General features: G+C 73.8%; 23 protein-coding genes. 13 read left to right on the plus strand and 10 right to left on the minus strand.

Translation table 11 applies throughout. The annotated features are described in order from the left end of the window. Positions 1-33: 33 nt before the first annotated feature. Both J2S46_RS36305 and J2S46_RS36310 read left to right on the plus strand, forming a co-directional pair. Complete coding sequence (locus J2S46_RS36305) at positions 34-597, plus strand: winged helix-turn-helix transcriptional regulator (protein WP_229913225.1); 564 nt, start codon at positions 34-36, stop codon at positions 595-597. Positions 598-1303: 706 nt separating this feature from the next. Beyond that, positions 1304-2671, plus strand: coding sequence for a lipase family protein (locus J2S46_RS36310; RefSeq protein ID WP_191293252.1), 1368 nt, complete (start codon positions 1304-1306; stop codon positions 2669-2671). A 235-nt stretch (positions 2672-2906) separates the two neighbouring features. Here J2S46_RS36310 and J2S46_RS36315 read toward each other — a convergent pair whose 3' ends face one another. Next, a complete protein-coding gene (locus J2S46_RS36315; protein WP_307352430.1) occupies positions 2907-3170 on the minus strand; it encodes a GlsB/YeaQ/YmgE family stress response membrane protein in 264 nt (87 codons plus the stop codon). Between the two features lie 234 nt (positions 3171-3404). Then, positions 3405-4265 carry an NAD(+)/NADH kinase gene (locus J2S46_RS36320; RefSeq protein WP_229913160.1) on the minus strand — a complete coding sequence of 287 codons (861 nt, stop codon included), beginning with the start codon at positions 4263-4265 and terminating at the stop codon, positions 3405-3407. A gap of 292 nt (positions 4266-4557) precedes the next feature. On the opposite strand from J2S46_RS36320, the gene J2S46_RS36325 reads away from it, so the two are divergent. After that, on the plus strand, positions 4558-4917 hold the full coding sequence (locus J2S46_RS36325; RefSeq protein WP_191292841.1) for a UBP-type zinc finger domain-containing protein: 360 nt from the start codon (positions 4558-4560) through the stop codon (positions 4915-4917). Positions 4918-4922: 5 nt separating this feature from the next. On the opposite strand, the gene J2S46_RS36330 is transcribed toward J2S46_RS36325, so the two are convergent. Then, positions 4923-5867, minus strand: a complete 945-nt coding sequence (locus J2S46_RS36330) for a DUF5996 family protein (protein ID WP_191292842.1) — start codon at positions 5865-5867, stop codon at positions 4923-4925. A gap of 470 nt (positions 5868-6337) precedes the next feature. On the opposite strand from J2S46_RS36330, the gene J2S46_RS36335 reads away from it, so the two are divergent. Together J2S46_RS36335 and J2S46_RS36340 are read left to right on the plus strand one after the other, a co-directional pair. Then, positions 6338-6976 carry a hypothetical protein gene (locus J2S46_RS36335; protein ID WP_191292843.1) on the plus strand — a complete coding sequence of 213 codons (639 nt, stop codon included), beginning with the start codon at positions 6338-6340 and terminating at the stop codon, positions 6974-6976. Positions 6977-7173: 197 nt separating this feature from the next. Further along, positions 7174-7425, plus strand: coding sequence for a hypothetical protein (locus tag J2S46_RS36340; RefSeq protein WP_191292844.1), 252 nt, complete (start codon positions 7174-7176; stop codon positions 7423-7425). Between the two features lie 71 nt (positions 7426-7496). On the opposite strand, the gene J2S46_RS36345 is transcribed toward J2S46_RS36340, so the two are convergent. The 4 genes from J2S46_RS36345 to J2S46_RS36360 all read right to left on the minus strand — a co-directional run bounded on the left by J2S46_RS36345 (position 7497) and on the right by J2S46_RS36360 (position 13806). Further along, the gene (locus J2S46_RS36345; protein ID WP_229913175.1) at positions 7497-8069 is read right to left on the minus strand and encodes a PP2C family protein-serine/threonine phosphatase; all 573 of its coding nucleotides are present in this window, start codon (positions 8067-8069) and stop codon (positions 7497-7499) included. After that, entirely contained in the window at positions 8066-9217 is a 1152-nt protein-coding gene (locus J2S46_RS36350; protein ID WP_191292845.1) for a PAS domain-containing protein, read from the minus strand. Before J2S46_RS36350 ends, J2S46_RS36345 begins: the two co-directional genes overlap by 4 nt. An 849-nt stretch (positions 9218-10066) precedes the next feature. Continuing rightward, the gene (locus J2S46_RS36355; RefSeq protein ID WP_191292846.1) at positions 10067-12220 is read right to left on the minus strand and encodes an NPCBM/NEW2 domain-containing protein; all 2154 of its coding nucleotides are present in this window, start codon (positions 12218-12220) and stop codon (positions 10067-10069) included. Positions 12221-13434: 1214 nt separating this feature from the next. Next, positions 13435-13806 carry a hypothetical protein gene (locus J2S46_RS36360; protein WP_191292847.1) on the minus strand — a complete coding sequence of 124 codons (372 nt, stop codon included), beginning with the start codon at positions 13804-13806 and terminating at the stop codon, positions 13435-13437. Between the two features lie 331 nt (positions 13807-14137). Here J2S46_RS36360 and J2S46_RS36365 point away from each other — a divergent pair, with 331 nt between their 5' ends. From J2S46_RS36365 to J2S46_RS36375, 3 genes are all read left to right on the plus strand, one after another. Then, entirely contained in the window at positions 14138-15106 is a 969-nt protein-coding gene (locus tag J2S46_RS36365; protein WP_191292848.1) for an NmrA/HSCARG family protein, read from the plus strand. A gap of 280 nt (positions 15107-15386) precedes the next feature. Beyond that, a complete protein-coding gene (locus J2S46_RS36370; RefSeq protein WP_191292849.1) occupies positions 15387-15692 on the plus strand; it encodes a DUF3040 domain-containing protein in 306 nt (101 codons plus the stop codon). Positions 15693-16104: 412 nt separating this feature from the next. Next, complete coding sequence (locus tag J2S46_RS36375) at positions 16105-17820, plus strand: sensor histidine kinase (protein WP_191292850.1); 1716 nt, start codon at positions 16105-16107, stop codon at positions 17818-17820. Positions 17821-17887: 67 nt separating this feature from the next. Here J2S46_RS36375 and J2S46_RS36380 read toward each other — a convergent pair whose 3' ends face one another. Together J2S46_RS36380 and J2S46_RS36385 are read right to left on the minus strand one after the other, a co-directional pair. Then, a complete protein-coding gene (locus J2S46_RS36380) occupies positions 17888-18304 on the minus strand; it encodes a pyridoxamine 5'-phosphate oxidase family protein (protein ID WP_191292851.1) in 417 nt (138 codons plus the stop codon). 109 nt (positions 18305-18413) lie between these two features. Continuing rightward, positions 18414-19115: a response regulator gene (locus tag J2S46_RS36385; protein WP_191292852.1), complete on the minus strand. Its 702-nt coding sequence runs from the start codon at positions 19113-19115 to the stop codon at positions 18414-18416. A 337-nt stretch (positions 19116-19452) separates the two neighbouring features. On the opposite strand from J2S46_RS36385, the gene J2S46_RS36390 reads away from it, so the two are divergent. Next, the gene (locus tag J2S46_RS36390) at positions 19453-20247 is read left to right on the plus strand and encodes a ribosome hibernation promotion factor (protein ID WP_191292853.1); all 795 of its coding nucleotides are present in this window, start codon (positions 19453-19455) and stop codon (positions 20245-20247) included. 468 nt (positions 20248-20715) lie between these two features. Here the strand turns inward: J2S46_RS36390 and J2S46_RS36395 are convergent, their stop codons facing one another. Further along, positions 20716-21588: a universal stress protein gene (locus tag J2S46_RS36395; protein ID WP_191292854.1), complete on the minus strand. Its 873-nt coding sequence runs from the start codon at positions 21586-21588 to the stop codon at positions 20716-20718. A gap of 584 nt (positions 21589-22172) precedes the next feature. Here J2S46_RS36395 and J2S46_RS36400 point away from each other — a divergent pair. The 4 genes from J2S46_RS36400 to adhE all read left to right on the plus strand — a co-directional run bounded on the left by J2S46_RS36400 (position 22173) and on the right by adhE (position 26967). Next, on the plus strand, positions 22173-22991 hold the full coding sequence (locus J2S46_RS36400) for a universal stress protein (protein WP_191292855.1): 819 nt from the start codon (positions 22173-22175) through the stop codon (positions 22989-22991). Positions 22992-23131: 140 nt separating this feature from the next. Next, complete coding sequence (locus J2S46_RS36405) at positions 23132-23740, plus strand: universal stress protein (RefSeq protein WP_191292856.1); 609 nt, start codon at positions 23132-23134, stop codon at positions 23738-23740. A gap of 14 nt (positions 23741-23754) precedes the next feature. Further along, positions 23755-23994, plus strand: coding sequence for a universal stress protein (locus tag J2S46_RS36410; RefSeq protein ID WP_191292857.1), 240 nt, complete (start codon positions 23755-23757; stop codon positions 23992-23994). Between the two features lie 255 nt (positions 23995-24249). Beyond that, the gene (gene adhE / locus J2S46_RS36415; protein ID WP_191292858.1) at positions 24250-26967 is read left to right on the plus strand and encodes a bifunctional acetaldehyde-CoA/alcohol dehydrogenase; all 2718 of its coding nucleotides are present in this window, start codon (positions 24250-24252) and stop codon (positions 26965-26967) included.

A 26967-nucleotide genomic window follows, 5' to 3' on the forward strand; every position in this document is an offset into this window, starting at 1 on the left:
GAAAACGCAACGGACTCGGGGGAAGATGGGTGCGTGACCTCGAACAGGAAGCAGGGCGAGACTGCGGTTCCGCACCCCCGGGTGCCCGGCCGGCCGTGCTCCGCGGCCGCCGCGCTGCAACTCGTCGGCGAACGCTGGGCCCTCCTCGCGATCCGCGAGATCTTCTACGGCAACCGGCGCTACGAGCAGATCGTCCGCAACACCGGCGCCCCCCGCGACCGCCTCGCCGCCAGGCTGCGCGCACTGGAGGAGGTGGGCGTGGTCGAGCGCCACGCCTACAGCGAGCGCCCGTTGCGCTTCGAGTACCACCTCACGGAGGCCGGCCGCGACCTCGCACCGGTGATGCACGCGCTGCTGGCCTGGGGCGATCGCTGGGCGGTGGACACGCCGCCGGTCGCCTTCCGGCATCGCGCCGGGCCGGGCTCCGGGCACGAGGCCGGGTATGCGGCCGGGCGCGACCCGGCGCACGGCGCCGAGCACGACCTCGACCTGATGTCGACCTGCCGGACCTGCGGCGAGGAGGTCGGGTCGGGAAGTCTCACGATCGAGGTGCGGGCGCCCGGATGGGACCGGGCCGGGCCGGTCGACGGCTCCTGAGTCAGCGGCGGCCCGCTGCCCCCGTGAACCGTCGGCTGCCTGCCCTGCCCGCCTCTTCGCGTCGTTGCTGCTTCCGCGTCGGCGGGCCCTGCCGCCGGATCAGGTCCCGGCCGATGCTTCGTCCGGGGCCTGCGCGTCGGCGCGTGCGGGTGGGCACTGCCCCCGGCGGGAAGGTACCGCCGGGGGCAGTGCCGCTTCCGCCCCCGCCGCTGCGCTACGCGGAACCGACGGCCTTCGCGTCGTCGGCGGCTCGTGGCGTCGGCCCGTTCGCCTTGCCCGTGCCTCGCCCGCGCGGGTCGGGCGCCCCGAACCCCGGTCGTCCACCCGCCCCTTGTGTCGATTCCCGCCCGCTGGCCGGTCCGAGGGGCAGGAGCTGCGGCACTCGGGGCCGGGATCCACGCGGCCTGCCGGAGTCGGCCGCGGATCGAGAGTCGGCGCCGCGAAAGCCGTACTGGTGCGGCCGAGTTGTGACTTCGCGCCCCGGACGGCCGGTCGCCGCCGACGTGTTCCCCCACGTGCCGCGGGTCGAACGGTCGGCGCGGCGATTCGGTTTTTGTGCGAACTTGCGGCACATTGCGTGATGGCGCCACCGCGGTGAGTCACCGCGAGGGTCGGAGGTGGAACTCGGCATGTCCGCCGGGTCTGACAACTCCTGGGCACTTCAGGCCTGTTCGCATGTCAGTGCGGTGCGCGCCGTGTCCGGTTCGTGAACAACACCAGCGAAGAGGCGGTGGCTGTCCCCATGGCGCAGGAAGCCAGGATCGATGTCGAAACGACATGGAATCAGACGGAGGAGACGTTCTCGGTCGAGAAGGCGGCGGAGTTCGCCGATCACCTGCCGCAGGGCCCCTGGTTCGGCACCCCCCTCGGCGCGGCGCGCGCCGGCGGCCGGAAGCCGAAGTACACCTTGCCGCTGCGGTCCGCCCGGCCGTACCGGCGGGAGGTGGCACTCGGAGAGGCCGCGGTGTACCTCGCCGACGGCCACGAGGAGCTGGAAAGGCCGTTCATCTTCGCGGACGGCTTCAACTACGGCCGTAGTGACCTGCCGGGGCTGTTCGCCCACTTCAACGCGCCCTACCCGGGCAGCAGCGTCGGCTTCCTCGACCAGTTGCTCACCGCGGGCATCGACGTCGTCCTGGTCGGGTTCGAGGAGCGGCACACCTACATCCAGGCCAACGCCGGTGTGGTGATCAGCGCCGTCCAGGAGGTCATCCAGCGGCGGCAGGGCAAGGCGCCGCTGATCGTCGGCGGGGTCAGCATGGGGGGCATCATCACCCGCTACGCCCTCGCCGAGATGGAGGACAAGGAGCAGGACCACGAGACCGGGACCTACCTCTCGTGGGACTCCCCGCACAACGGCGCCTGGATCCCGCTGGTCCTCCAGCAGATGGCCTACTTCTTCGAGTCGCTGCCGGCCGGGCCCGGCAAGGTCAAGGAGGCCGAGCTGATCAGGAGCCCGGCTGCGCAGCAGCTGCTGTACGCCTGGGTCCCGGATGCGAAGTTCGAGGGCCCGGTCGCCACTTCCAGCGAACTGCGCACCCAGTTCCTGCACGAGCTGCGCGAGCTCGGCCAGTTCCCGCGGCGACCGCGCAAGCTGGGCGTGGCCAACGGCACGGGGACCGGCACCGGCCGCGACCTGCCGCCCGGCGATGAGGTGTTCAAGTACCAGGTTCCGCTGGTCGTCTACGCCCAGGCCAACTTCCAGCCCGACGGCGGCGCGCGCAGGCCGATCGGCGAGATGCGGGCCGCCGGCCAGGTGCGACGGGGCTTCACCTCGTACGTCCCGGGCCTCGACGGTGCGCCCGGAGGAACCCTCGACTCCTTCGGCAAGATCGCGGGCGCGCTGGGCGCCACCATCCCGGAGGCCTACGAGTTCAGCTGCTTCGTCCCCTCCGTCAGCGCGGTCGCGCTCGACTACGACCCGGCCGCGTGGGACGTCGACCCGTACGAGAAGGTCGAGGGGGCCGACGAGAAGAGCGCGCTCGACGAGTTCAAGTGCGACAGCGAGAACACCGTGCACAGCCAGGTGACCAAGCCGCTGGTCGACTGGATCGTGGAGCGCATCGTCCACTGACGCCCACGACTTGCGAACTGCGGCCACCCCGGGATTCCGGCCCGGGGTGGCCGCAGCGCGGCCGGTCGTGCGCGAGCCGCCCGCGGGAGCGCGCGCACGACCGGCCGATGCGTCACAAGTGCGCGATCTACGCGTTCGGGTCCCGTTCTGCGAGCTGCTCCATCGGCTCGGAGTCGCCGGTGGTCCGTTCGGCAGGCCCGCGCGTGGGTGGTGCGCCGGTGCGTGCCGGGTGGGGTCAGGCGCGTCGGCCGGCGACGGCGCGGTAGACGACCAGGACCAGCAGGGAGCCGATGATCGCGGCGACCCAGGTGGAGAGGTCGAAGAAGCCGTCGATGGAGTCGACGCCGAAGATGACCTTGCCGAGCCAGCCGCCGAGGAGGCCGCCGGCGATGCCGATCAGTATGGTGACGATGAGGCCGCCCGGGTCGCGGCCGGGCATCAGGGCCTTGGCGATGGCACCCGCCAGCAGGCCGATCAGAATCCACGCGATGACGCCCATGAGGTGCCGCCCTTCAGGTAGTGCCGTTGTGTGGCTCCCGTCTGCTCGCTCGGGCCGGCCCCAAACCACCCGCGTCCCGGCCGTGTGCGCGCAGGTCCGCGCCCGGGTGCCGGAGGACCGCCGCCGCCCTCGCACGGGACCCGTGCCCGGCGGCTCGACCGCCGGCGCCGGCCGACGGGCACGGGACCGACGGGCACGGCCCGTCGACGGCCCGTGGGCACGTGGTCCCGCGAGTCAGCCGTGTTCCGCCGAGCCGGTGAGCCGGAGCTTGCGCTGGGCCCGCTGGTAGAACGTGGTGTGCCCGAGTCGCACCACGCGTGCGGCGCCGGGCAGCATGGTCACCTCGACGACGTCGCCCGGTGAGACCCGGCCGGCCAGCAGGCCGTCCGCCTCGACGGCGAGGTCGCCGCTCTGCGGCAGGACCTCCAGGTCGAGCCGCTCGCCGCTGGAGAGGAACACGGAGCGGTTGAACGCGGCGTGCGGAGCCACGGGGGTGATCAGCAGCCCCTCCGCGTTCGGGGAGACGATCGGCCCGCCGGCGGAGAAGCTGTACGCGGTGGAGCCGGTCGGCGTGGCGACGACGACCGCGTCGGCCGTGTAGGCCACGAAGGGCTCGCCCTGGACCCGTACGGCGACCGCCGCGGACCTGTGCCCCGGGCTGCGCAGGAGCACGACGTCGTTCAGGGCCGTCTCCTGGGAGCCGCCGAAGCGGGCCCGGACGCCGGAGCGGGCCTCCACGGTGAAACGGCGGGCGTCGATGGCGTCCAGTGCGGCCGGGAGCTCCGGAATGTCGACCTCGGCGAGGAAGCCCAGGCGTCCGACGTTGACGCCCAGCACCGGGGCGTGCCCCCCGGTGGCGAGCCGCATGGCGCGCAGCATGGTGCCGTCCCCGCCGAGGCTGATCATCAGGTCGGCGCCGGTGGCCATCTCCTCGGCCTCCACCGGAATGGCCTCGCAGCCGATCCTGGCCACCTCCGCCGCCAGCCCCAGCACCTTCGTCCCCCGGGCCCGGCTCCAACGGACCACGGCCTCCACGGTGGGCGCGCAGGTGCGCTCGGGGTGGAGTACCAGTCCCACCGTGCCGATGAATCCCATCCGGGCACCTCGCTGTCGGCCGGGCCGCTGTTGCTCCCTCCAGTCACGCACAGCCGGTCGCGACCTTCAAGGCCGGCGCCGGGCCCGCGCGAGCAGGTCGGTCCGTGTCACCTCCCGCCGGCACGGCCGGTCGCCGCAGGGTGGGAGCGCGCACGACGGGACGGCCCGTCGCAGCTCCGCACGGAATCTCCGTGCGAGTGGTCCCGTTGGTACCGGGAGAGGTGGTCCGACGGTTCGGGCGTCGAGGTGGCGAACCCGCGCCCGGCCGAACCTTCGACGGAAGGCGTGTCCGATGACTGACACCCCGGTCCGGGGGATCGATCCCTCGGCGACCCCGAGCGGTGACGGATGTGTGGAGTGCCTGGTGGGGGACGGGCCCGGGTGGTGGTTCCACCTGCGGCGCTGCGCCGCGTGCGGGCACATCGGATGCTGCGACTCCTCACCCTCGCAGCACGGCACCCGGCATGCCCGGGAGGCGGGGCACCCGTTCCTGGCGAGCTTCGAGCCGGGTGAGGCGTGGTTGTGGAACGTGGAGACCGAGGAGTACTACGAGGGGCCGGACCTGGCGGCACCGGCCGCGCACCCGGCGTCGCAGCCGACCCCCGGCCCGCACGGCAAGGTCCCTGCCGACTGGCAGCTGCACCTGCACTGAGGTGCTCAGAGCGGCGAGGGCGGCCGAAGCGGGTCGGTGATTCCGCCCGGGCAGGCGAGGCGGCCGACGTCCCAGCCGGCGCGGACGGCGCCGGCCCGGTACGCGCTCTCGTAGAAGGCGAGCACGGCCGCCAGCGGATCCGGCTCGGTACGCGCCGCGTCGTAGGGCAGCACCGCCAGGTGGCTGCCGCCGAGCACGATCCACCGTGCGGACGCGGGCGTGAGCCGGTCCTCGGCCAGGTGCGCCGGCTCGGGTGCGGTGTAGGAGTAGAAGGCCGGCTCGCCCAGCGTGGCGTCCCCGAACCAGAACCCGAAGCTGATCAGCTCCCGGGAGTAGGCCTCGCGGGTCACCCGGTCCACCTGCGCGGGCTGGTCCACGGCGCGTTCGTGGAACCGGGTGTGGGCGATGTCGTACGAGTGCCAGAAGACGTGGACCGGGCTGACCTTGCCGGAGTACCGGGCCGCGAACTCCTCCAGCACCGACCCGACCTGGCCGAGCACCTGCCAGTGGCGATTCGCCCACACGGGATCGTACGTCGCGTGCTCGAAGTCCTCGGCGAACGGGCGGTCCGAGTCGGCCAGCCGGTAGGGCCGGGGATTCCCGATCTCCACCCGGACGCCCAGCGCGTCCAGCGCCTCCAGCGTCCGCCGGTGGAACGAGGCCACGGACCGGCCGGGAAGCGGGAAGGAATCCGTCCTGCCGTCCGCCGTCGCGACGACCAGCCGGTGGTCGACGAAGTCGAAGTCGATGGTGAAGATCGGGTTGCCGTCGACCTGTCCCATGGGCCGCGTGGTGAGCCCGCGTCCGGTGAGGTGGAACGGGACGTTCCACCAGTGGTTGCGTCGCACGCTCGCCGCGAGGCGGATCTTGCCCACCACCTGTGTGAAGCGGTGCAGCGTCTCCATGGTGTCCCGCCACTGCGCGAGCGGCATCGGTGGGAACAGCTCCATCGCGTGTCCTTCCTGCCCGTCCACCGCATTCCATGATGACCGCGCCGGTCCGGCCGCGCAGGCGGAGGCCCGCTCCCCGGCTGCCGGTCGCGTCATGCTCGCTCCGTGTCCTGCTCGCTCCGCGTCCCAGGAGTGCCCGGCCGTCCGGCGCGGAGCCCCGGAGGTCGCACCGGGTGTCGGACTCGTCGCTGGAGTCCGCCGGCAGACAAGGGGGTGTCGAGCGGGCAGGTCGATCAACTGCGATGGGGCACAGGTGCCTTGGCGAGCACTCGAACCCCGGGGCGACCCAGGCGGGCAGGTCGGGAGGAATGTGCGGGCCAGGCCCATCCGTTCGCGTGGGTGCGCCGAATGCCTGGTAGAAGCGCGTGACAGCGAGCGGAGGCGCCCAGCCGTCGTTCCGCCCGGGCTCCGCACGGCTCCGGCCGCGGCCCGGATCGCCCCCTACGCGCTCTCTCCCTAAGGACGTCCTGATGAGGAAGCTCCTGATTCCCGCCGCCGTCGCCGCCCTGGTCATGCCGTTCGGCGTGGCCGTGGCCTCCGCCGACACCGGCCACCACCCGTCCCCGAAGCAGGACCAGCGCAACACCTTCACCTACGCGCTGCTGCTGCCCGTCGCCAACAACCGCGTGCAGGGCATCGGCACCGCCACCGTCGTCCTGCACGGCCACGATGCGAAGATCACCATCCACGTGCGGGGCCTGCTCGACCACGCGCCGCACGCGATGCACATCCACGTCAAGGGCTCGGGCGAGTGCCCCACCACCGACGACTCCCGCCTGCACAACGGCCACCTGGCGACCTCCACCACCGACGGCCTGCGCGCCTACGGCGCCATCGGCACCTCGCTCACCACGACGGGCGACACCAGCCCGAACAGCGCGCTCGCGATCGACCGCTTCCCGTCGGCCGGCACCTACACCTACTCCCGCACGATCCAGATCACCGACGACGTCGCCCAACAGGTCCGCCGCGACAACGCCGTGGTCGTCGTCCACGGCATCGACTACAACAAGAACGGCAAGTACGACACCGTCCTGGGAGCCAGCGAACTCAACCCCATGCTTCCCCAGGAAGCCACCGCCCCCGCCCTCTGCGGCCCCCTGCACTGACCCCGACCGCGGCGCCCGGCCCCCACCCATGTCGGCCGGGCGTTCGTGGGACCCCGGCCGTTCCACCGCCGGCGGGTCGGCATCGGTACGGCCGGTGCGACCCGCCCGGCAGGGCGGGCGGCACGTGCACCGGTCGCGGTCGACCCGCCCCGCTCATAGCGTTGTCCCGGGCGGGATTGTCGCCACGGGAGGCTGGAATGAGGCAGTTCAGGTGGGTTCTGGAGGTACAGGACGACGACGGCGGCTGGTCCCGGCAGGACGCTGCCCTCCTGCCGAATCCGCTGGAGTACGAAGGGACGCCTCAGCGGGCGGCCAACCACCTGCGGGACGTGTTCGTGCGCTCGCTCTCCCGGCCCGCCCCCGGTCCCCGGGCGGTCAGGGTCCGCATCTGGGAGGGGACCGATGCCGTGGGCGAGCCCGAGGCCGAGACCGAGTGGTCGCGCGAGTGACGTACCCGGCCCAGGCCCCGGGGGCACACCCCTGGCCGGCCGAGCCCGCGCCCCGGACCTGGGCGGCCTGCTCACTTCGGTGGCACCCGGACCGCGAGGAGGGCGGTGTCGTCGGTGCTGCCGAGCGGTACGGCCTCAAGGATCCGGTCGCAGAAATCCTCCAGCGGGTACCGCGCGAGGTCGGCCGCGAGACGGCGCAGCTCCTCCAGGCCGGCCCCGAGATCGGCTCCCGGCACCTCCACCAGGCCGTCGGTGAACAGCAGCAGCGTCGAGCCGGCCGGTAGACGCAGCCGGCCGGTAGGGCGTTCGGGGTCGCCGCCGGCTCCCAGGATGATCCCCTGGCCGGCTTCCAGGTAGCGCGCCCGGCCGCCCGACGGGTCCCCGGCCGCGGGCAGCAGCAGCGGTGGCGGGTGTCCCGCGCTGGTCCACCGCAACCGCCGCGGCCCACCCGGGGTCCCTTCCACATAGGCGAGGACCATGGTGGCCATCGGTATGTCGGTCAGGCTCGTCATGGCGTCGTCGAGCCGTTCGACGACGGCGGCCGGTGTTTCGTGGCGGTCCCAGGCCAGGGCCCGTAGGAGGTTGCGCAGCTGTGCCATCCGGGCGGCGGCCTGAAGGTCGTGCCCGATCACGTCGCCGATCACCAACGCGGTGCCGCCCTCCCTGAGTTCGAACGCGTCGTACCAGTCGCCGCCGACCCGCGAGCCGGCCGGGGCGGGCCGGTACCGGGCGGCCAGCTGCAGGCCCCGGCTCTGCGGAAGCTCGGTGAGCAGGTGGCGCTGCATGGCGGTGGCGATGTCGCGCTGCTCCCCGAACAGCCGGGCGTTGTCGATGGCGACGCCCGCCCGGTGGCCGATGTCCGCGAGCAGCGCGAGTTCGCGGTCGGTGAAGGGCGGTCCGGGCGGGTGCGCACCGCTGTGATCGCTCCGGTGACCTCGCGGGCGCTGGTCAGCGGGACGACGGCCGCCGAGGTCGCGCCCAGGACGCGCAGGAACCCTGCCTGGACGGCGGCGAGCGGGGCGTCCGGCGGCTCGGCCATCTCGTGCGGGCCGAGCAGTACGGGCTGCGCACCGTGGAGCACCCGTACGAGTGCCGAACGGGAGAGGTTCGTCGGTGGCGGCAGCGGCCCTCGCCATGCCTCCAGGGCGGTGTCCCGGCCCTGTGGGCCGAGCACGGCGACCCGGCGGACCTCACCCTCGGGGGTCCGCAGGTCCACCGCCACCCAGTCGGCCAGCTTCGGTACGAGCAGGGGGCCGAGCCGGCCCACCGCCTCCTCGACGTCCAGTGTCTCGGAGAGCACCTCGGTGATCGCGCTCACCAGGGTGAGCTGCTCGGTCAGGTCCTCCAGCAGGTCGACCCGGGCGGCCTCCCGCCCGACGGGTGCGCTGCTGCCCGCCATGTCGGCGAACAGGACGGCCAGGCCGACCGTCCGGCCGGCGTGCACGACGGGCGCCGCCGACCAGCGCACCGGCAGGGCCCGGCCGTCACCGGTCAGGAAGGTGTCGCTGTCGCCCCAGGCCGGCCTGCCGTACTCGGCGACCGCCAGCAGCACGCACTGCGCGCGCGGGATGACGGCACCGTCGGGGCCGCGGTGCAGCAGGTCGTGGGCGTCCCTTCCCGCCATCGCCGTGGCCCGGCGACCCAGCAGCTCCTCGGCCCGCGGATTGGCGGCCAGGATCCGCCCCTGCGCGTCGACCAGCAGCACCCCCGCCGACAGCCCCTCGAACGCCGAGGTGAGCAACCGTTGGCCGGCCGCCGGCCCACCGAAGTCCTCTACCGGGCCCCACGTCACCGCACGCCACCTCCTGCAACGGCTACAACCGCCGGTCCGGGCCGCAGATGCCCCGTGCCCCGACGTCGCTGGTCGTGGACCGGTCCCGTCGGGCGCCCTCGGCAACCGCCCGGGCACCAGGTCGCCTGGTCGCCGCCGGGAAATCCGGGGGACGAGGCCCGGTCCGTTCCACCGCCTCTCCTCAGCACTCCGACGATCCGCCCGGTGCCGGCCGTCCGGGCCGCCAGGACGGTTCCATCCTGCGGTCTTTCCCGTCCTCGTGCCCGCCCGTCCGAGGTGACACCCCCGCCGACGCGGTTCCCCGGAACCGATGCCGCTGTTGACGCCGGACGTGCGGTCGCTGCTGCCGGAGCCGGAGCGGTGCCGCGGGTACGCATCGCGACGCCCCGGACGGGACCGGCCACGACCGTCGCAAGGCTGCCGCCGCGGCCGCATGAAGGGCATCCGGCCCGACAGGTGCGCGACGCCGCCCGGTTCGTCGACGGCGTGACGTCGGCAGGTTGTCCGGCGCGCACTGCACGGCGTGCCGATCAGGTCTAGGACGGCGTTCACCAGCACTGTCGAGATCACCTGCATCCTGCCGACTCCGCCTGGGCCGAACCGCATCGAGGCCCGCCTCAGGTCCCGGCGCCGGCGCCGGCGCCGGGCCCCGGGATGCCGGGCACGCCGCGGCAGTCATGGCGAGGTGCGGGGAAGCCGCGAGCAGGTTCACTCCCTCACCTGCCGTGCCCGGCGCGCAGGGAGAGGGGTAGGTGCGATGACGGCCGGCTGCGGTCCCGGCCGGGCGGGGTGTCGCCGCACCGCCCGGGGTGGTGGGCGGTGCGGCAACGGTCCTCCCGCTGGTCGGGGTCAGGTGCAGGTGATGACGGGCTGTGCCCAGTCGGCGTGATCGTAGGAGTTGCCGTTGCCCGCGTCGGTGACACGCAGGGTGACTTCCTGGCCGCCGGTGAGGTCGGCCTGCAGGGCCTTGCCCGCGTCGGCGCCGGTGACCGGGCCGCTGTCGGCGATCTTGACGCCGTCACGCAGGACCTGGAAGACGACGGACCCGTTGTTGCCGACCTCGTCGTCGATGCCGACGGTGGTGGTCAGGGAGGTGCAGCCGCCGCCGAGGAAGTAGGTGATGTCGGAGTTCGCGTGGGTGCCGAGGCCCTTGGTGTAGCCGGTACCGCCGATCTTCATCGACGTGCCGTCGCCCGCGCCCGATCCGCCGTTGCTGGTGTCCCGTTCCACCGGGCCGTAGCCGTTGGTGGCGGAGGTCCAGGTCAGGCCGGAGACGGCGTTGGCGCCGGCGGCGGGGCCGTGTCCGCAGGAGAGCTTGGCGTCGGCCCAGTCGGCGTGGTCGTAGGCGTTGCCGTTGCCGGCGTCGGTGACGCGAAGGGTGACGTTCTGGCCGCCGGTGAGGTCGGCCTGCAGGGGCTTGGGTGCGTCGGCGCCGGTGACCGGGCCGCTGTCGGCGATCTTGACGCCGTCTCGCAGGACCTGGAAGACGACGGAGCCGTTGTTGGCGACCTCGTCGTCGATGCCGACGGTGGCGGTCAGGGAGGTGCAGGTGCCGCCGAGGTAGTAGGTGATGTCGGAGGCGGCGTGGGTGCCGAGGCCCTTGGTGTAGCTGGTGCCGCCGATACTCATCGTGCTGCCGTCGCCGGCGGCCTGCTCGCCGTTGCTGAGGTTGCGTTCCACCGGGCCCCAGCCGCCGGCCGCGGCCGACCAGGCGAGGTCGGAGAGCTGGTTGAGGCCGGTGGGGGGCGCCACCCTGGTGGCGGGCGTGACCTTGTACATCACGGTGTCGTGCGGGGCGACGGTGGCGCTGACGGCGCCGGTGGTCGAGGTGACGGCCTTGGACCAGAGGTCCTTGAGCTGGTAGGTGGCGGCGCCGCCGGCGCCGATCGCCCCGGTGGTGGTGGAGATCGTCGCGGCGGTGGTGGTCTCGTTGGTGAGGGTGACGGCCCTGGAGCCGTCGGTGAGGGGCTTGGTCATGACGACCAGGCCGCCGACGCGGGAGACGACCGTGCCCTGGCGGCCGAGCGGGTCCTGGTCGACGGCGATGACGTCGGTGTTCCCGAGGATGCCGAGGTTGGCGGTGGTGGCCTTTGCCGGATCGGTCAGGTCGGTGCCCATGAGCAGTGGGGCGGCCATCTGGGCCCAGAGGCTCATGTGGGTGCGGTACTCGGTGGTGGTCATGCCCCCGTTGCCGACCTCCAGCATGTCGGGGTCGTTCCAGGCGCCGGGCCGGGCGAGGGCGGCGAGCGGCTGGTTGGCCTGTGCCTTGCTGATCATGCTGGACCAGGTGTCGGAGATGTCGGAGGTGGTGCGCCAGGAGTTGGCGACGGCGGGCCGCCAGGGATCGACGGGCTGCTGGGGTTCGCGGTGGATGCTGTAGAAGATCGGCCGCCCGGTGTCGTTGAGCGCCTTGCCCATCGTGGTGAAGGCCTGTTGGGCGTCGACGCCGTCCTCGTCCGCCTTGCACCAGTCGTACTTGAGGTAGTCGACGCCCCAGGCGGCGAAGGCCTTGGCGTCCTGGGTCTCGTGGCCGAGGCTGCCGAGCTGGCCCGGGTAGCCGTCCCAGATGTTGGCGCAGGTGCGGCTGCCGGGGGTGGCGTAGAGGCCGAGCTTGAGGCCCTTGCCGTGCATGTAGTCGGCGAGTGCCTTGATGCCGGAGGGGAAGCGGACGGGGTCGGCCTGCAGAGCGCCGTCGGTGCCGCGGGTCGCGGCCTGCCAGCAGTCGTCGATGTTGACGTACTGGTAGCCAACCGTCTGAAGGCCCTTCGACACGATGGCGTCGGCCGCGGCCTTGATCTTGGTCTCGTCGATGCCGCAGCGGTAGGCGTTCCAGCTGTTCCACCCCATCTGCGGGGTGCGTCCGAGGTGGTTGTCGAGCGCGGCCGCGGGCGGGGCGGACACGAGCTGGACGGCGGTGGTGGCCACGAGTGCGCCGGTGGCCACGAGGACGGCGGAGGCGGTGGCGGCCAGGCGCCGCCGGACGGTGGAGCGAGGGTCGGTCATTTCGGTCCGATCGATGCGGTTGGTGAGCGTGGGTGGGGTGTTCTGTTGTTTTCTGTGGTGCTTCGAGGGGCGTCAGGACGCACCGGACGCATCGCTGACGGGTTTGTCCAGGGGGTGAAAGCGGGGCGATGGAGACCTTGGTCCGGATGGCAGCGGCGAGCGGTGGAGGCGTCGTCTCGTTGGGGCGAGCGAGTCCGGTGCGTCGGGGGACTCGCCTTCCCGTCGACCGGCCCGGAAGCGCGGATCGCACAAGAGAGCGCCGGCGCGCGACGGGGAGGTGCGGGCGGCCCCGGGGTGACGGTCGAGCAGTGGCGCGGACGATCGCGGGCCGGACGCGGGGATGGGCGCCGGGGGCAAGCGGCGGCCTCAGAAGCAAACGCCATGAGACCTAAAGCAAACAAAGTCAAACAGGGATGTGCACATGAAACAACCAGTGGCGCGCGGAGTCAACAGGCTGGCCGGTAAACCTCTCGCGAAGGGGCCGGCGACCGTCCGCGGCGGCCCGGCCGGGAGTGTTCGACCACCGGGCGGCAGCGATGCTCGGCCGCTTGTCCGCCGCCCGCGCGCCACCCCTGGGCAAGACGATCAGGCTGCGTCCGGGGCCCTGTGATCACGTCGGCCGGGCCGACGGCGAGCGCACTCGAGGGGGCCGGCTAATCCGCTGCCCGGGAGTGCCGGTCGTCGGCGGGCGGCCCGCTTCAGGATCACCATGACCGCCCCCGGGGCCGACTCCGCGTCCGGGCCGTCCCCCGTCGGCCCCCGCCGGGATTCGCGGTGCTCCACCGCTTGCTGGCGGGCCGCCCCGCGCTGGCCGAACTACCCTCCGCGGAGCGGACGTTGATCATCGGGCCCGCGGCGGCGAGAATCACAGAAGCCGCCAGTAGCGCAATCGCCGCCGCAGCAGCGGGTAGCAGCCGGCGCTTCACCACACCCCCCGCCCGCCTCCGGAAACTGACTCGATGCCACCTCTGCCGCAGTCCAGGCCTCCCGCTTGAACCGCTGCTCCGGCGGCCGGCCGGCCGCCGGACCGTGGCCGGGGGGACCAACCCCTCCCACGACAGGAGCAGCCCTACCGGCTGGACCCCGCTCTTCCCGGGTGGCCGCGCGGTCGCCTGCGGCGGCTGCCCGATCGGCGCCGGATCGTCACGCCGGGCCCCGTCCTCCGCGTAGCCGGTGCGGGCGCGGTGCGGGCGAGCGCCGGTGACAGGCTGCCCTCACGCCGGGCTCAGCCGCACCACCGTCCTGACCTCCGCGCCCCGCACCTCGGTGCTCGGATCCCCCACGTCGGCGAAGGACCGCAGGGCCGCCACGACGTGCTCGACGCGGTCGCGCGGGCCGACGACCTCAGCGATGATCTCGCCGCGCAGCCGGTGCTCCGTACCGATCCGGCGCCCGGGGCCGTCGACGCGGAACCCCCGGACCCAGGCGTGCGGGGGCTCCGCCGGGTCGGCGGCATCGCCGGGCGCGAGGAAGACGTCGGTGTTCGGCTGGGGGACGAACGCTCCGCCCAGGGCCCGGTGCACGTCGAGCGCCGTCTCCTTCGAGCCGCCGTTCAGGTGAACCATCACGTATTCGTTGGAGGGCAAGACGACACCAATCTCTCCGGTCGCGCAGACCGGCCCGCACGTGCCGGCTGCCCGGGGGACGCGCGAACTCGCAGCCGTCGCCGCCCGGCACCTTCAGGATGGATGCCACCGCCCCCGGTGGCATCACGGAGCGGGCGGCAGGACGACGCGGCCGGTGCCGCGCAAGGTCCGTCGCGGGTGCCCGGCGGAGGTGACGGCCGGCCGGCGCGGGGCGTTCGCCGCGAGCGGTGCCGCGCCTCGGTCCGGCCTCGCCCGGCTTGCCCGGAACCGCCGGATGGGGTGCGCTTGAGGTGCTGACCGGGACACGGAGCGTAGCGAGGAGACGGCGTTCATGGCCGAGAAGAAGATCATCACAGTGTTCGGTGCGACCGGCTCCCAGGGTGGCGGGCTGGCACGGGCGATCCTGGCGGACCCGAGCGGCGAGTTCGCCGTCCGGGCGGTGACCCGTGACCCGGACACCGACCGGGCGAAGGCCCTGGAGCGGCTGGGGGCGGAGGTCGTCCGGGCCGACATGGACGATCCCGACACCCTCGGCCCCGCCCTGGAGGGGGCGTACGGCGCGTACCTCGTCACCAACTTCTGGGAGCACATGTCCGCCGAGCGGGAGAAGGCCCAGGCCGCGGCCCTCGCCACGGCCACGGGGCACGCCGGTCTGCAGCACGCCGTCTGGTCCACCCTGGAGGACACCCGCGAGTGCATCCCGCTCGACGACGACCGGATGCCCACCCTGCAGGGCTCCTACAAGGTGCCGCACTTCGACGGCAAGGCGGAGGCCGACCACTACTTCACCGATGCCGGCGCGCCGACGACCTTCCTGCGCACCACCTTCTACTGGGAGAACCTGCTCGGCGCCTTCGCGCCGCAGCGTGGGGCGGACGGCACCCTCCAGATCATCTTCCCGATGGGTACCCACCGGCTGTCGGGGATCGCCGTCGACGACATCGGCAGGACGGCGCTCGCCGTCTTCGAGCGCGGCACCGACCTCATCGGCGCGACCGTCAGCATCGCCGGCGAGCACCTGCGGCTCGCCGACATGGCCGAGGCCCTCACCGAGGCCGTCGGCGAGCCGGTGAAGTACCTTCCCCCGACCCCGGACGCCTTCCGCGCCCTCGGCTTCCCCGGCGCGGACGAGGGCGGCAACATGTTCCAGTACTACGCCGACTGCGAGGAGCGGTTCACCGCCGCGCGGGACCTGGCGGCGGTGCGGGAGCTCAACCCGGAACTCCAGACCTTCGCCACCTGGCTGGCGGCCCACCGGGACGAGCTGCGCGCGGCCTGGAGCGGGAGCGGCGGCGCCTGAGCGGCGAGCACGGACCCCGGCCCGCCCGGCGGACCGGGCCCGGCCGGGACGTCCGTTCCACGCGCCGCTGCGGAGGCTCCGAGCCCCGACCCGTCGGCCGGGCTCCGGGCCGGCGCCGGGGACACCGGAGCGGGCCCGAGCGCCGGCACCGGCCCCTGGATCGCCGGGCCCGCCGCACTCCTGAGCGCGCCACCCCGCCGCACTCCTGAGCACGCCACGGAGGGACCGTCCGCGGGACAATGGCTGTCGGAGGCGGTTGCGTCCTGATGAGGTGACGGTGATGTCCCACCTGTCGATCCACGAACGCCGGGCCCTCGCCGGCATCGAACGCGGGCTGACGAAGGAGGACCCCGAGTTCGCCCGTGCCCTCTCGCAACGGATGCCGGAGGGCGGCCCGGCCCGACACCGCAGGCAGGCCGCGGGGTACGTCCTTCTCGTCGTGGCAGGCGCCGCCCTCTTCCTGGCCGCGCTGGCCGTGCACGGGGTCGGGGCCGTCCTGGCCGTCGTTCTCCTGGTCGGCGTGGGCCCGAGCTGCCTCTGGTCGGCTGCCGAGGCCTTCGAACGCCACCGGCGGGAGGCGCGCTGAAAGTCCTGCCGTGCGGGCGTGGACCCAGGGCGCGGTGGCCGGTGCACCCCTTGACCGGGGAGCCGTGGCGCTGCCCGGCCGGCGGTCCGCCCCGGTTCCCGATCCGCCGCGGCTCGTCGACCACCAGGTCGGGGCCGGTCCGGGTGTGATCGAGCGGTCCGTGCCCGTACGTCGGTCCGGGACACCCGGACCGAGGAGTCACCCGCTGAAGGAGCACGGCCTGCCGGGCCTTGAGAGTGCCGCCCCCACGTTCCGTTCGGCGCCGGGGTGCTCCGGTCGTGCTCCTCCAGCAGGCACCTGCCGGCTGCCGATCCGCCACAGGGCGGGGCGACCCGATGGGAGGGAGTCCAGGCGGGCCCGTCCGAGGCTCTGCCAGAATCGGTCCCGGGTATCAGTACCGGAGGAGGCCGCGGTGGGTGGGGACGACGATGTGGCGCGCTCGCGGATTCCGCAGTTGCGGCTCGACGAGCTGCTGGAGGAACTGCAGGCGCGGATCGACGCTGCCCGTGGGACGAGGGACCGGGTGCACAGCCTGTTGGAGGCGGTGCTGTCGGTCGGGCGTGAGCTGGACCTGACCCAGGCGTTGCGGCGGATCGTGGAGGCCGCCGCCGTCCTGGTCGACGCCCGCCATGCGGCACTCGGGGTGATCGGTCCGGACGGCGAGTCGCTGTCGCAGTTCCTGACGGTCGGGCTGTCGGCGGAGGAGATCGCCCGGATCGGTCCCTACCCGACGGGAAAGGGCCTGCTCGGTGAGCTGATCAGCCATCCGAAGGCGCTGCGGTTGGCCGACCTGTCGCAGCATCCGGCGTCCTACGGGTTCCCGGCCGACCATCCGCCGATGCGCACCTTCCTCGGGGTGCCCGTACGGGTACGGGAGGAGGTGTTCGGCAACCTGTACCTGACCGACAAGCGCGGCGGCGGGGAGTTCGACGCCGACGACGAGTCGGTGATCGCGACGCTGGCGGTAGCGGCGGGGGTGGCGATCGACAACGCGCGGTTGTACGAGGAGGCGCAGCGCCAGCAGCGCTGGCTGAGCGCCAGCGGGGAGATCACCCGCGCCCTGCTGTCGGGGAGTTCGCGGGCCCAGGTGGTGGAGCTGATCGCGCAGCGGGCGCGCGAGATCACCGGCGCGGAGCTGGCGGACGTGGTCGTGCCGGAAGCCGGGGAGATGCTGCGCCTCGAACTCGCGCTCGGTGGGAACGCCGCCGGCAGGGCGGGCCTGGTGGTGTCGCGGGAGGGCACGCTCTCGGGGGCGGCGTGCACCCGGGGCACGCCCGTGACGACGACGGATCTGGCCACCGACCCGCGCCTGACGGGCGATCCGCGACGGCGGGAGCGGCTGGGCCCGGCGGTGGCGGTGCCCCTGGGGCGCAGCGCCGGGCACATCGATGCCGTGCTGCTGCTGGCCCGCGGGCCGGGGGAGGCCGCTTTCACCGACCGGGAGATCGGCCCGCTGCTCGGGTTCGCGGACCAGGCCGCGCTGGGCCTGGAACTGGCCTCACGGCGCCGGGACGCCGAACAGCTGGCGATGCTGGAGGACCGGGACCGGATCGCCCGGGACCTGCACGACCTGGCGATCCAGCGGCTCTTCGCCACCGGGATGACGCTGCAGAGCGCCGCGCGGTTCATCGAGCACCCCGGGGCGTCGGACCGGGTGTTGCGGGCGGTGGGGGACCTGGACGAGACCATCAAGATCATCCGATCGACCATCTTCGGGCTGCGGGCCCGGGACGAGGCGTCCGGCAGCGGTCTGCGGGCCCGGGCGGTCAAGACGGTCGAGGCGGCACAGCCGGCCCTGGGGTTCGCGCCACGGCTGAGCATGGAGGGCCTGCTGGACACCGACGTTCCCACGGCGGTCGCGGACCACGTGGTGGCGGTCCTGGGCGAGGCGTTGAGCAACGCGGCCCGCCATGCCGGGGCCCGGCGGGTGGAGGTGGCGCTGCAGGCGACGGGGACGCAGGTCGTGCTGACGGTGCAGGACGACGGTGTGGGCATTCCGGCGCAGGGCCGGCGCAGCGGCCTGCGCAACCTCGCCGAGCGGGCCGAGGGCCTGGGCGGCTCGATGGAGCTGGCGAGCCCGCCCGGCGGCGGGGCGCGGTTGGTCTGGTCGGTCCCGTTGGGGGACTGAGCGGAGGCCGGCCCGCGTGCCCGCCCCCGCCTGCCGGGCCGTCACGACCGGCCGTCACGACCGGCCGTCACGGCCGGCCGGCTCCGACGTCCGGCAGGAGGCGCCCCGTCACCAGTTCGGCGCGGATCCGGATGGACACCTGGCCGGGGAGGCGCGGGAGGACGGGCTCGTGCGGCGGCCGCGCCTCGCTGACGTCCGCCCGGCCGAGCACGGTGACGCTCCAGCCGCTGCCGTCCGACTCGCTGACCTCGCCCGCCTCGAACGCAACCAGTGCGCCGGACACGGCCCGGACCAGCTCGGACCCGGCGGCGGCGGAGAGCAGCACGCTGCCGTCGGCGTCCAGGCGGTAGCGGGTGGGCAGGACGGCCGGCAGGGCTCCGACCGTGTAGACGACACGGCCCACCCGGGTTGCCGCCAGCAGTCGCAGGCATTGCCTCTGGTCCAGCGGTGAGTGCTCGAACGAGGGGATCCGATCCGGCTTCATGGCATCGATGGTGGCCTCGGGCCGGCCCGCGGGTGAGGGGCCGATGGTCCCCCGCGGGCCGCCGGGAGGCCCCGGGGGCGAATCCGTCGTGCTCACCGGTCCGGCCCGCTCATCGTGCGTGGTGCCCGGTCGCGCGTTCGTGGGCGGCCGTGGCCTGGGTGGCGATGACGGCGGCCTGTACGCGCCGTTCCACCCCGAGCTTGGCCAGCAGCCGCGAGATGTGGTTCTTGACGGTCTTCTCGGCGAGGTAGAGCCGCTGGCCGATCTGCCGGTTCGTCAGGCCTTCGCCGACCAGCGCGAGGATCTCGCGTTCCCGGTCCGTGAGATCCGGGAACGCCGAGGGGGCCTGCGGCCCGGTGTCGCCGCGCAGCCGCGCCATCAGACGGGTGGTCGCACCGGGGTCCAGCATGGACTGCCCGGAGGCGACCGTACGGACGGCGGAGACCAGGTCGGTGCCGCTGATCTGCTTGAGCACGTAGCCGGCGGCGCCCGCCATGATCGAGTCGAGCAGGGCCTCCTCGTCGTCGAAGGAGGTGAGCATCAGACAGGCGAGGCCGGGCATCCGCGAGCGCAGTTCCCGGCAGACGCTCACGCCGTCGCCGTCCGGCAGCCGCATGTCCAGCACGGCCACGTCCGGACGCAGCGCGGGGACGCGGGCGATCGCCTGCTCCGCGGTCGCCGCCTCGCCGACCACGGTGAGGTCGGGCTCGGCGTCCAGGAGGTCGTGCACGCCGCGGCGGACGACCTCGTGATCGTCGAGGAGGAACACCCTCACCGGGTCGCCCGCGTGGCCCGCCGCACTGTCCGCCATCACATCTCCGCACTCGGGGGCCCGTCGACACGACGGGCGGAGGAAACCTGGGAAGAGTCTGGCCCGGCCGCGGCGAAGTCGGTAGGGCCGGACGGCCCTATGTCCGGCTGACGTGGCGTCGGCAGCCCGGGACGGGGACGCTCCCGCCGGCGGTTCGACCGCGCCGGTGGCCTCGTCACCCTCGGCAACGCCCGTGGCGCGTGGTGCTCGGCCCTCGGTGTGCCGTGGGCCCGGACGCCGGGAGAACGGGCCACAGGGCCCGGCCGGGGGGACGTTCGGCCCTCGGCGCACCCACCCTTCGCGCGGCAGTCTGAACCCACGAAGGAAGGAATCTCTGATGATCCGTCTGCAGACCCCGCCCGTCGACATCCGGCTGGAGACCAGGGGGGAGGTGTCGCTCGGTGCGCCCGACTACGCCAAGGCCAAGGTACTGGCCGTGGTCGAGCGGCTCCACGAGCCCGTCCTCGCGGTTCGGGTGAAGCTCACCCAGGAGGCCAACCACGCCATCCTCAAGCCGGCCCTGGCCCAGGTCGTGATCGATCTCGACGGCCGTCCGGTCCGGGCCCACGTCGCGGCCGCGACCATGCGCGAGGCCGTGGACCTGGTGCAGGAACGTCTCGTCGCCCGGCTGGCCAGGATCCGGCAGCACACGGACCCCCGCCGCCACCACGGGGTCCCGCCGGCCGGACCGGCGGCCGGGGACGGCGCCGAGCGCCGCGGGCACCGCCCGCACCACCGCGTCCGCGCGCCGGAGGACCGGCGGATCGTCCGGCACAAGACCTGCAGTCTGTCCCGCCAGGCAGTCTGGGCCGCGGTGCTGGAGATGGAAGCGATGGACTACGACTTCCACCTGTTCACCGAGGCCGGGGCCGGACGTGACAGCGTGGTCTACCGGGACGAGGGCACCGGCGACCTCCGCCTCGCCTGCGCCGGACCGGCGGAACCCCGGGCCGAGCGGGGCCTGACCGTGAATACGGCCAGGGTTCCGGAGCTTGCGGTGGCCCAGGCCGTCGAGCGCATCGACCTCACCGGCCTGCCGTTCTTCTTCTTCACCGACGTTGCCACCGGCCGTGGCAACGTCCTGTACCACCGCCACGACGGCCACTACGGGCTGATCGCTCCGGCGAGGTAGCGGCCACCGGACCGGCCGGGCGGCTGTGGGGTACGCCCGGCCAGGGGTGCGGGACCGGAGACGGGTGGGGCCGTCTGCGGTCCCGCACCCCTTTCGCGTGCCCGGCCGAAGGTGCGAACCGGACACCCGCACGTCCCTGCGACGCGGCCGGCCCCCCGACGCGGTTCCCGACGACCGCGCGCAGCCGGTGTTCCCGGGCCGATGTGGGAATCGGGTGCCACCCGGGCCCGCGGCCGCCCGGACACCGGCGACCGCACCGGAGCGAAGCGGGACAGCCGACGGGCGCGCGTTTCGCCGCGGGACGCAGAAGGCGGTGGGTCCCGGGGCTCAACCGGGACCCACCGCCTTCCTGTACGCCCTGCGCGCTCGCTGCGGACGCCGGCGCGCGGGACGCGTGGCGGGCGCACACCGGGCGGTCGCGCCACCGCGCCGGGAGGACCCGGTTCGGTGCGCCCGACCCGCCTCCGCTCAGTCGTGCGGGACGACGGCGACCGGTGCCTGTGCGTGGTGGAGGACGGCGTGGGCGACCGGCCCGATCCGCATCCCCGCATGGTGCGGGCGGCGCCGCCGGCCGACCACCACGAGGGCGGCGTCGGCGGACAGGTCCACCAGGGCCGAGGAGCCGGTGCCGACGCGGCAGTCCTCGACCAGGACGACGTCCGGGTACTTCTCCCGCCAGCCGGTCAACGCCTCCGCGAGCAACTCGGCCTCGATCGCGCGGAACTGGTCCGCCTCGGCCTGCGGGGGCACCCACCCGGCGTACCCCCAGACGGCCGGCGGCGCCCAGCCGTGGACGGCACGCAGCACGGCCCCGAGCCGGGCGGCCTGCTGGAAGGCGAAGTCGATGACGTCGGGGGAGGGGGAGCGGGAGTCGACGCCGAGGACGACCTCCCGTGCGTCCGGACCGCCGGGGCGTTCGTCCTCGAAGGCGCGGACCAGCACGGTGGGCACCTCGCAGCGGGCGGCGAGGGCGAGGCCGGCCGAGCCGACCAGCAGCCCCGCGAACCCCCCGAGGCCCCGCGAGCCGAGGACCAGCATCTCGGCTGCGGTGGCGGCCTCGGCCAGCTCGTCGACCGGATCGCCGCCGCCGATCAGCTCGGTGTGCACCTCCAACTCCGGGTGGGAGCGCCGGACCTCCGTCCGCGCGTCGGAGAGCATCCGCAGTGAGAGGGCGCGCACGTCCGTCGGACGGGACGGGTCCGCGTGGATGTCGTCGAGCCAGGTCCGCGCGTGGACCAGCCGCAGGGGGATCCCCCGGCGGAAGGCCTCGCCGGCTGCCCATCGGGCTGCTGCGGTGCTCTGCGACGAGCCGTCGACGCCGGCAAGCAGGTACTGGGTCATGGGAACTGGTCTCCTGCGCTGTGGTGGGGCTGGGGTGGAAGGGCGGTGGTGCTGAGATCCGGGGCCCGCGCCGTGCGGCGCACCTGCACCGGTCGGAATGCCCCGCCAGCTTCCGCCGGCCGGGGCAGCGGCGGGTAGGGGCCGGCCGGCCTCCGGCCCAGGGCCGTAGGTCCCGGGCTCCGCCCGCGGGTCGGGCCCGGCCGGCCCTGTGCACGACTCGGGCGGGAGCGTGACGCTGGAGCCCGCCCCAGGCGCCGACGTCGTGCCCGGGCGGCCGTGGGGACCGGCGCCGTGCCGCGGGCCCGGGCAGGCGTTCGCGGACGCGGACCTGTGCCTCCGCGGGGCCGGGACCGGGGCCGGTTCGGTCCGTCCGAGGCGCCCCGGCCCCGACCCGTCGGGTGAATCGGCGTCAGACGGACGCACATCCGGTTCCTGTTGTCCGTGCTGCCCGCCGGCGGCCGAGGGGTGACAGGGCATCACGACCGGCAGTCCGGGCGGGAGGCACGGCGCCGGCCCGCCCGAGGCCACCGGCCGTACCCGGACAGCTCGACCCGGATCGATCCGACCACAAGGAGCTGAGCACCATGGACCTGCCCGTAGCCGTCGGCGTGGACACCTCGACGGCAAGCCTGGCGGCGGCCGACTGGGCCGCGGCCGAGGCGGCCGTCCGCGATCGCCCGCTGCGTGTCCTGCACGCGCTGCCCCTGATGCCGCACCTGCTGCCGGGTGGAACGCGCCGGTCGCAGCTGGACGGCAGCCGTCTGCTCCACGAGGTCCAACACGTCCTCGCGGTGCGGCACCCGCAGGTGCGCGCGCACACCGAAGAGGTCCACGACGTCGCCACCGCAGCCCTGGTGGCTGCCGCGGAGGCCGCCGAACTCCTGGTCCTGGCGGCACGTGGCGACGGCGGCTTCCCCGGGCTCCGGGTCGGATCCACCGCCCTCCACGTGGTCGCGAGGGCCTCCTGCCCGACGGTGCTGCTGCCGGCGGAGGCGGTGGACGCGGGCCTGCGCGATCACCTCGCCGTCGCCGTCGACGCCCGCCGTCCGCACGGCCCGGCGCTCGACTTCGCCTTCGAGACCGCGCGCAGCCACGGTCTGCCGCTCCGGGTCCTGCACGTCTTTCCGGCTGCGGGGCCGGCCGGACCTGCCGCCGGACGCGAGGCCGAGGCCGCGCTGCTCGCCTCCGCCCTCGCCCCGTGGAAGGTCGCCCATCCGGATGTCGAGGTCGCCCGGGACGCCGAGCCCGGCGGCGTGGGGCTGGCGCTGGTCGAGGCCTCGGCCAAGGCCCGGTTGCTGATCCTCGGGCGACGGCCCGGCGCCACGGACGGGCGGCTGGGCCCCGTCGCCCACGCCGTCCTGCACCACGCGGCCTGCCCGGTCGCCGTGGTGCCGGGCGTCTGAGCCCGGACACCGGGACCTTCGGGCCCGTGGCGGGGCCGGCCGGCACCTGGGCCGGGCCGGGGACGCGGCAGGAGAGTGCCGATGGACAACGGCCGCGCGAATCCGCGCCGCGGCCGGTCGAGGCGATGGAGGACACGGCCATGAAGCACGCCGTAGTGGTGGGGATCGACGGATCGGCGCAGAGTGCGGCGGCCGCCGGATGGGCGGCCGAGGAGGCTCGTCGAACCGGGCGAAGCCTGCGCATGGTCCACGTTGTGCACGCGGAGGGCGGCGACTTCGCCCGGGCGGGGCGGCCGGCGGACGGGCTGCCCCGGTCCGTGGCCGAGATCCGCGACCGGATCTCGGCCTTGCTGCCCGAACTGGGGACCACCTGCGAGCAGGTCCCCGGGACCCCTGCGTACGCGCTGGCCGCCGCGGGGGAGCGGGACGGCCTGCTCGTCCTCGGCTCCCGAGGGCTCGGGGGTGTCACAGGCCTGCTGGTCGGCTCCGTCGGACTTCGGACGGCGGCCCACGCCAGGTGCCCCGTCGTCCTGGTCCGGGACGGCGCCGGCGGAACGGCCGCAGAGCGGAGCGAAGTCCTGGTGGGAGTGCAGGGCGACCGGCCCTGCGACGCGGTGCTCGCGTTCGCCTTCGACCAAGCGGCTCGTCGCGGGGCCGTCCTGCGCGCGGTGGAGGCCCGGACGACCCCCGCCGGGGCCCGTACCGGACTCAGGCTCCGCTGGACCAGCAGGCGATCACGCGGTCGCTGACGGCGGATCGGCTGGTGCACCTCCAGGACGCGCTGGGCCGCTGGCGGGAGAGGTTCCCCGACGTCCTCACGCGGGCCGAAGTGGTGCACGGCGGCGCGGCCGAGGCGCTGCTGGAAGCCTCGAACAGTGCGGCCCTGGTCGTGCTGGGACGGCGGGCGCCCGGGCTCCCCATGGCCGCACCCCGCCTGGGACCGGTGACCCATGTCGTCCTCCACCGCGCCCACGTCCCGGTCGCCGTCGTACCGCACGACTGAGGCCGGCCGCCGGTGGCCGCGGCGGGGCGACGGCGCGTCCGGGGCGGACCGGGCCGGACCGGTGCCGGCCGGGCACGGCCACGGTGCGCGGCAGTGCCGGCGGGCCCAACCGCCCGGCGGACAAGGGACCTTCGGCCCGAAGGCCTGCCCCGTCCGGCAGGGGCCGCCGCCGCGGCCGCCACGAAAAGCTGTGTGACGAGGCGCCGGGTGACCGGAAACGCCCCACCCGGACGACGAACCGAAAGGTGGTCCACCATGCCCCGCAGCCCGCTGACCGCGAAGAGCGCCGAGCACGCGAAGAGTGCCGAGCCCGCGCGGATCCCCGTCCCCGCCCCGGTCGTCCCGCCCGCGGCGGCCGCCGACCGGCCGGTCCGGGGACCGGTCGCCGCCGAGGTGGACCGGCTGGTCGCCGGAGCGGTGACCGCCCTTCAGGAGTACGCCTCGTTCACCCAGGAGAAGGTCGACCACATCGTCAGGAAGGCATCGCTGGCGGCGCTCGCCCAGCACACCGGACTCGCGGTGCTGGCGGTGGAGGAGACCGGGCGCGGGGTGTTCGAGGACAAGGCGGTGAAGAACGTCTTCGCCTGCGAGAACGTCACCCACGTGATGGCCGGCGTGAGGACGGTGGGGGTGGTGCGGCGGGACGAGATCGACGGGATCGTGGAGATCGCCGAGCCGGTCGGCGTGGTCGCCGGCGTCACGCCGGTGACGAACCCGACCTCCACCACGATCTTCAAGTGCCTGCTCGCCCTCAAGACCCGCAACCCGATCGTCTTCGCCTTCCACCCTGCGGCGCAGCGCTGTTCCGCCGAGGCGGCCCGGATCGTGCGGGACGCGGCGGTGGCGGCCGGGGCGCCGGTGCACTGCATCCAGTGGATCGAGCGGCCGTCGATGCCGGCCACCGAGGCCCTGATGAACCATCCGGACGTCGCCACCATTCTCGCCACCGGCGGCAACGCGATGGTCCGGGCCGCGTACTCGTGCGGCAAGCCCGCCCTCGGCGTCGGTGCGGGCAACGTGCCCGCCTATGTCGAGCGGACCGCGGACCTCAGGCAGGCGGTCAACGACATCGTGCTGTCCAAGTCCTTCGACAACGGCATGATCTGCGCCTCGGAGCAGGCCGTCATCCTGGACGCGGAGATCCGCGACGCGGCGATCGCCGAGTTCCGCGGGCTGAAGGCCCACCTCTCCACGGCGGAGGAGAAGGCCCTCCTGGAGCGGTACCTGTTCGGCGTCGGCGACGGGGCCGCCTGCACCGGCGACCGGCTGAACGCCGCGGTGGTGGGCCGCTCCGCCGTACAGATCGCCGCGGCAGCCGGGTTCACCGTGCCCGCCGACACCTCCGTCATCCTGGTGGAGACGGAGGAGGTCGGACCGTCCGAGCCGCTGACGCGCGAGAAGCTCTGCCCGGTGCTGGCCGTGCTGACCGCCGACTCACGCCGGCGCGGAATCGAACTCGCGGCCGCCATGGTGGAGTTCAACGGCCTCGGGCACTCCGCGGCGGTGCACACCCAGGACGAGGCGTTCGTCGAGGAGTTCGGGCACGCGGTGAAGGCGTGCCGGATCATCTGGAACGCACCCAGCTCCCAGGGCGGGATCGGCGACGTCTACAACGCCTTCATGCCCTCGCTCACGCTCGGCTGCGGTTCCTACGGCCACAACTCGGTGGCCGGCAACGTCTCGGCGCTCAACCTCGTCAACATCAAGCGGATCGGGCGGCGCAACACCAACATGCAGTGGTTCAAGGTCCCGCCGAAGATCTACTTCGAACGCAACTCCGTCAAGTACCTGGCCAGCATGCCGAACGCCCACCGGATCGTCGTCGTCACCGACCGGACCATGGTCGAGGTCGGCCACCTGGAGCGGATCCGCGCGATCCTGGACCGGCGGCCCGCGCCGGTCGAGGTCCGGGTGGTCGACTTCGTCGAGCCCAACCCGAGCATCGACACCGTGCGCAGGGGCGCCGAACTGATGCGCGACTTCCGGCCCGACACCATCATCGCGCTGGGCGGTGGGTCGCCGATGGACGCCGCCAAGGTGATGTGGCTGATGTACGAGCACCCGGAGGTGGACTTCGCCGACCTGAAGGAGAAGTTCTTCGACATCCGCAAGCGCGCGTTCACCTTTCCCGACCTCGGCGAGAAGGCCAAGCTGGTCTGTGTCCCGACCACCTCGGGCACCGGGAGCGAGGTCACGCCGTTCGCGGTCATCACCGACAGCGCCACCGGTCAGAAGTACCCGCTCGCCGACTATGCCCTCACCCCCAGTGTCGCGATCTGCGACCCGGCACTCACCACCCACCTGCCGGCCGCGGTCACCGCGGACACCGGCTTCGACGCCCTCACCCACTGCATCGAGACCTATGTCTCGGTCTACGCGAACGACTTCACCGACGGCCTGGCGCTCCAGGGCATCCGGCTGATCTTCGAGAACCTGGAACGGGCCGTCACCGACGGGCCGAACGACCCGGTCGCCCGGGAGAAGATGCACAACGCCGGCACCATCGCCGGGATGGCCTTCGGCTCCGCCTTCCTGGGCGTCGTCCACGCCATGGCCCACACCCTGGGCGGCACCTTCCACCTCGCCCACGGTCGCACCAACGCACTGCTCCTGCCGCACGTCATCCGCTACAACGGCGGGGCGCCGGCCAAGGTCACCGGCTGGCCCAAGTACCGGAGCTACATCGCCCCGGAGCGCTACCAGGCCGTCGCCCGGACGCTCGGTCTGCCCGCCGACACCCCCGAGCAGGGCGTCGAGGCGCTGGCGCAGGCCGTCGAGGGACTGCGCGACCGGGTCGGCATCCCCCGCTCGTTCAAGGAGGCGGGAGTGGACGAGGCAGCCTTCCTGGCCGCCCTTCCGCAGCAGGCGATGAACGCCTACGAGGACCAGTGCGCCCCGGCCAATCCCCGGATGCCGATGCTCGACGACATGCGGCAGCTGATGCGTCAGGCCTACTACGGCCACCGGATCTGA

This window comes from Kitasatospora herbaricolor (genome assembly GCF_030813695.1).
GTDB lineage: Bacteria > Actinomycetota > Actinomycetes > Streptomycetales > Streptomycetaceae > Kitasatospora > Kitasatospora herbaricolor.

Coding starts and splice junctions, on each gene's coding strand:
- J2S46_RS36315 (WP_307352430.1), bottom strand. CDS start 3,170: ATGGGCGTCATCGCGTGGATTCTGATCGGCCTGCTGGCGGGTGCCATC.
- J2S46_RS36320 (WP_229913160.1), bottom strand. CDS start 4,265: ATGGGATTCATCGGCACGGTGGGACTGGTACTCCACCCCGAGCGCACC.
- J2S46_RS36325 (WP_191292841.1), top strand. CDS start 4,558: ATGACTGACACCCCGGTCCGGGGGATCGATCCCTCGGCGACCCCGAGC.
- J2S46_RS36330 (WP_191292842.1), bottom strand. CDS start 5,867: ATGGAGCTGTTCCCACCGATGCCGCTCGCGCAGTGGCGGGACACCATG.
- J2S46_RS36335 (WP_191292843.1), top strand. CDS start 6,338: ATGAGGAAGCTCCTGATTCCCGCCGCCGTCGCCGCCCTGGTCATGCCG.
- J2S46_RS36340 (WP_191292844.1), top strand. CDS start 7,174: ATGAGGCAGTTCAGGTGGGTTCTGGAGGTACAGGACGACGACGGCGGC.
- J2S46_RS36355 (WP_191292846.1), bottom strand. CDS start 12,220: ATGACCGACCCTCGCTCCACCGTCCGGCGGCGCCTGGCCGCCACCGCC.
- J2S46_RS36365 (WP_191292848.1), top strand. CDS start 14,138: ATGGCCGAGAAGAAGATCATCACAGTGTTCGGTGCGACCGGCTCCCAG.
- J2S46_RS36370 (WP_191292849.1), top strand. CDS start 15,387: ATGTCCCACCTGTCGATCCACGAACGCCGGGCCCTCGCCGGCATCGAA.
- J2S46_RS36380 (WP_191292851.1), bottom strand. CDS start 18,304: ATGAAGCCGGATCGGATCCCCTCGTTCGAGCACTCACCGCTGGACCAG.
- J2S46_RS36385 (WP_191292852.1), bottom strand. CDS start 19,115: ATGGCGGACAGTGCGGCGGGCCACGCGGGCGACCCGGTGAGGGTGTTC.
- J2S46_RS36390 (WP_191292853.1), top strand. CDS start 19,453: ATGATCCGTCTGCAGACCCCGCCCGTCGACATCCGGCTGGAGACCAGG.
- J2S46_RS36395 (WP_191292854.1), bottom strand. CDS start 21,588: ATGACCCAGTACCTGCTTGCCGGCGTCGACGGCTCGTCGCAGAGCACC.
- J2S46_RS36400 (WP_191292855.1), top strand. CDS start 22,173: ATGGACCTGCCCGTAGCCGTCGGCGTGGACACCTCGACGGCAAGCCTG.
- J2S46_RS36405 (WP_191292856.1), top strand. CDS start 23,132: ATGAAGCACGCCGTAGTGGTGGGGATCGACGGATCGGCGCAGAGTGCG.
- adhE (WP_191292858.1), top strand. CDS start 24,250: ATGCCCCGCAGCCCGCTGACCGCGAAGAGCGCCGAGCACGCGAAGAGT.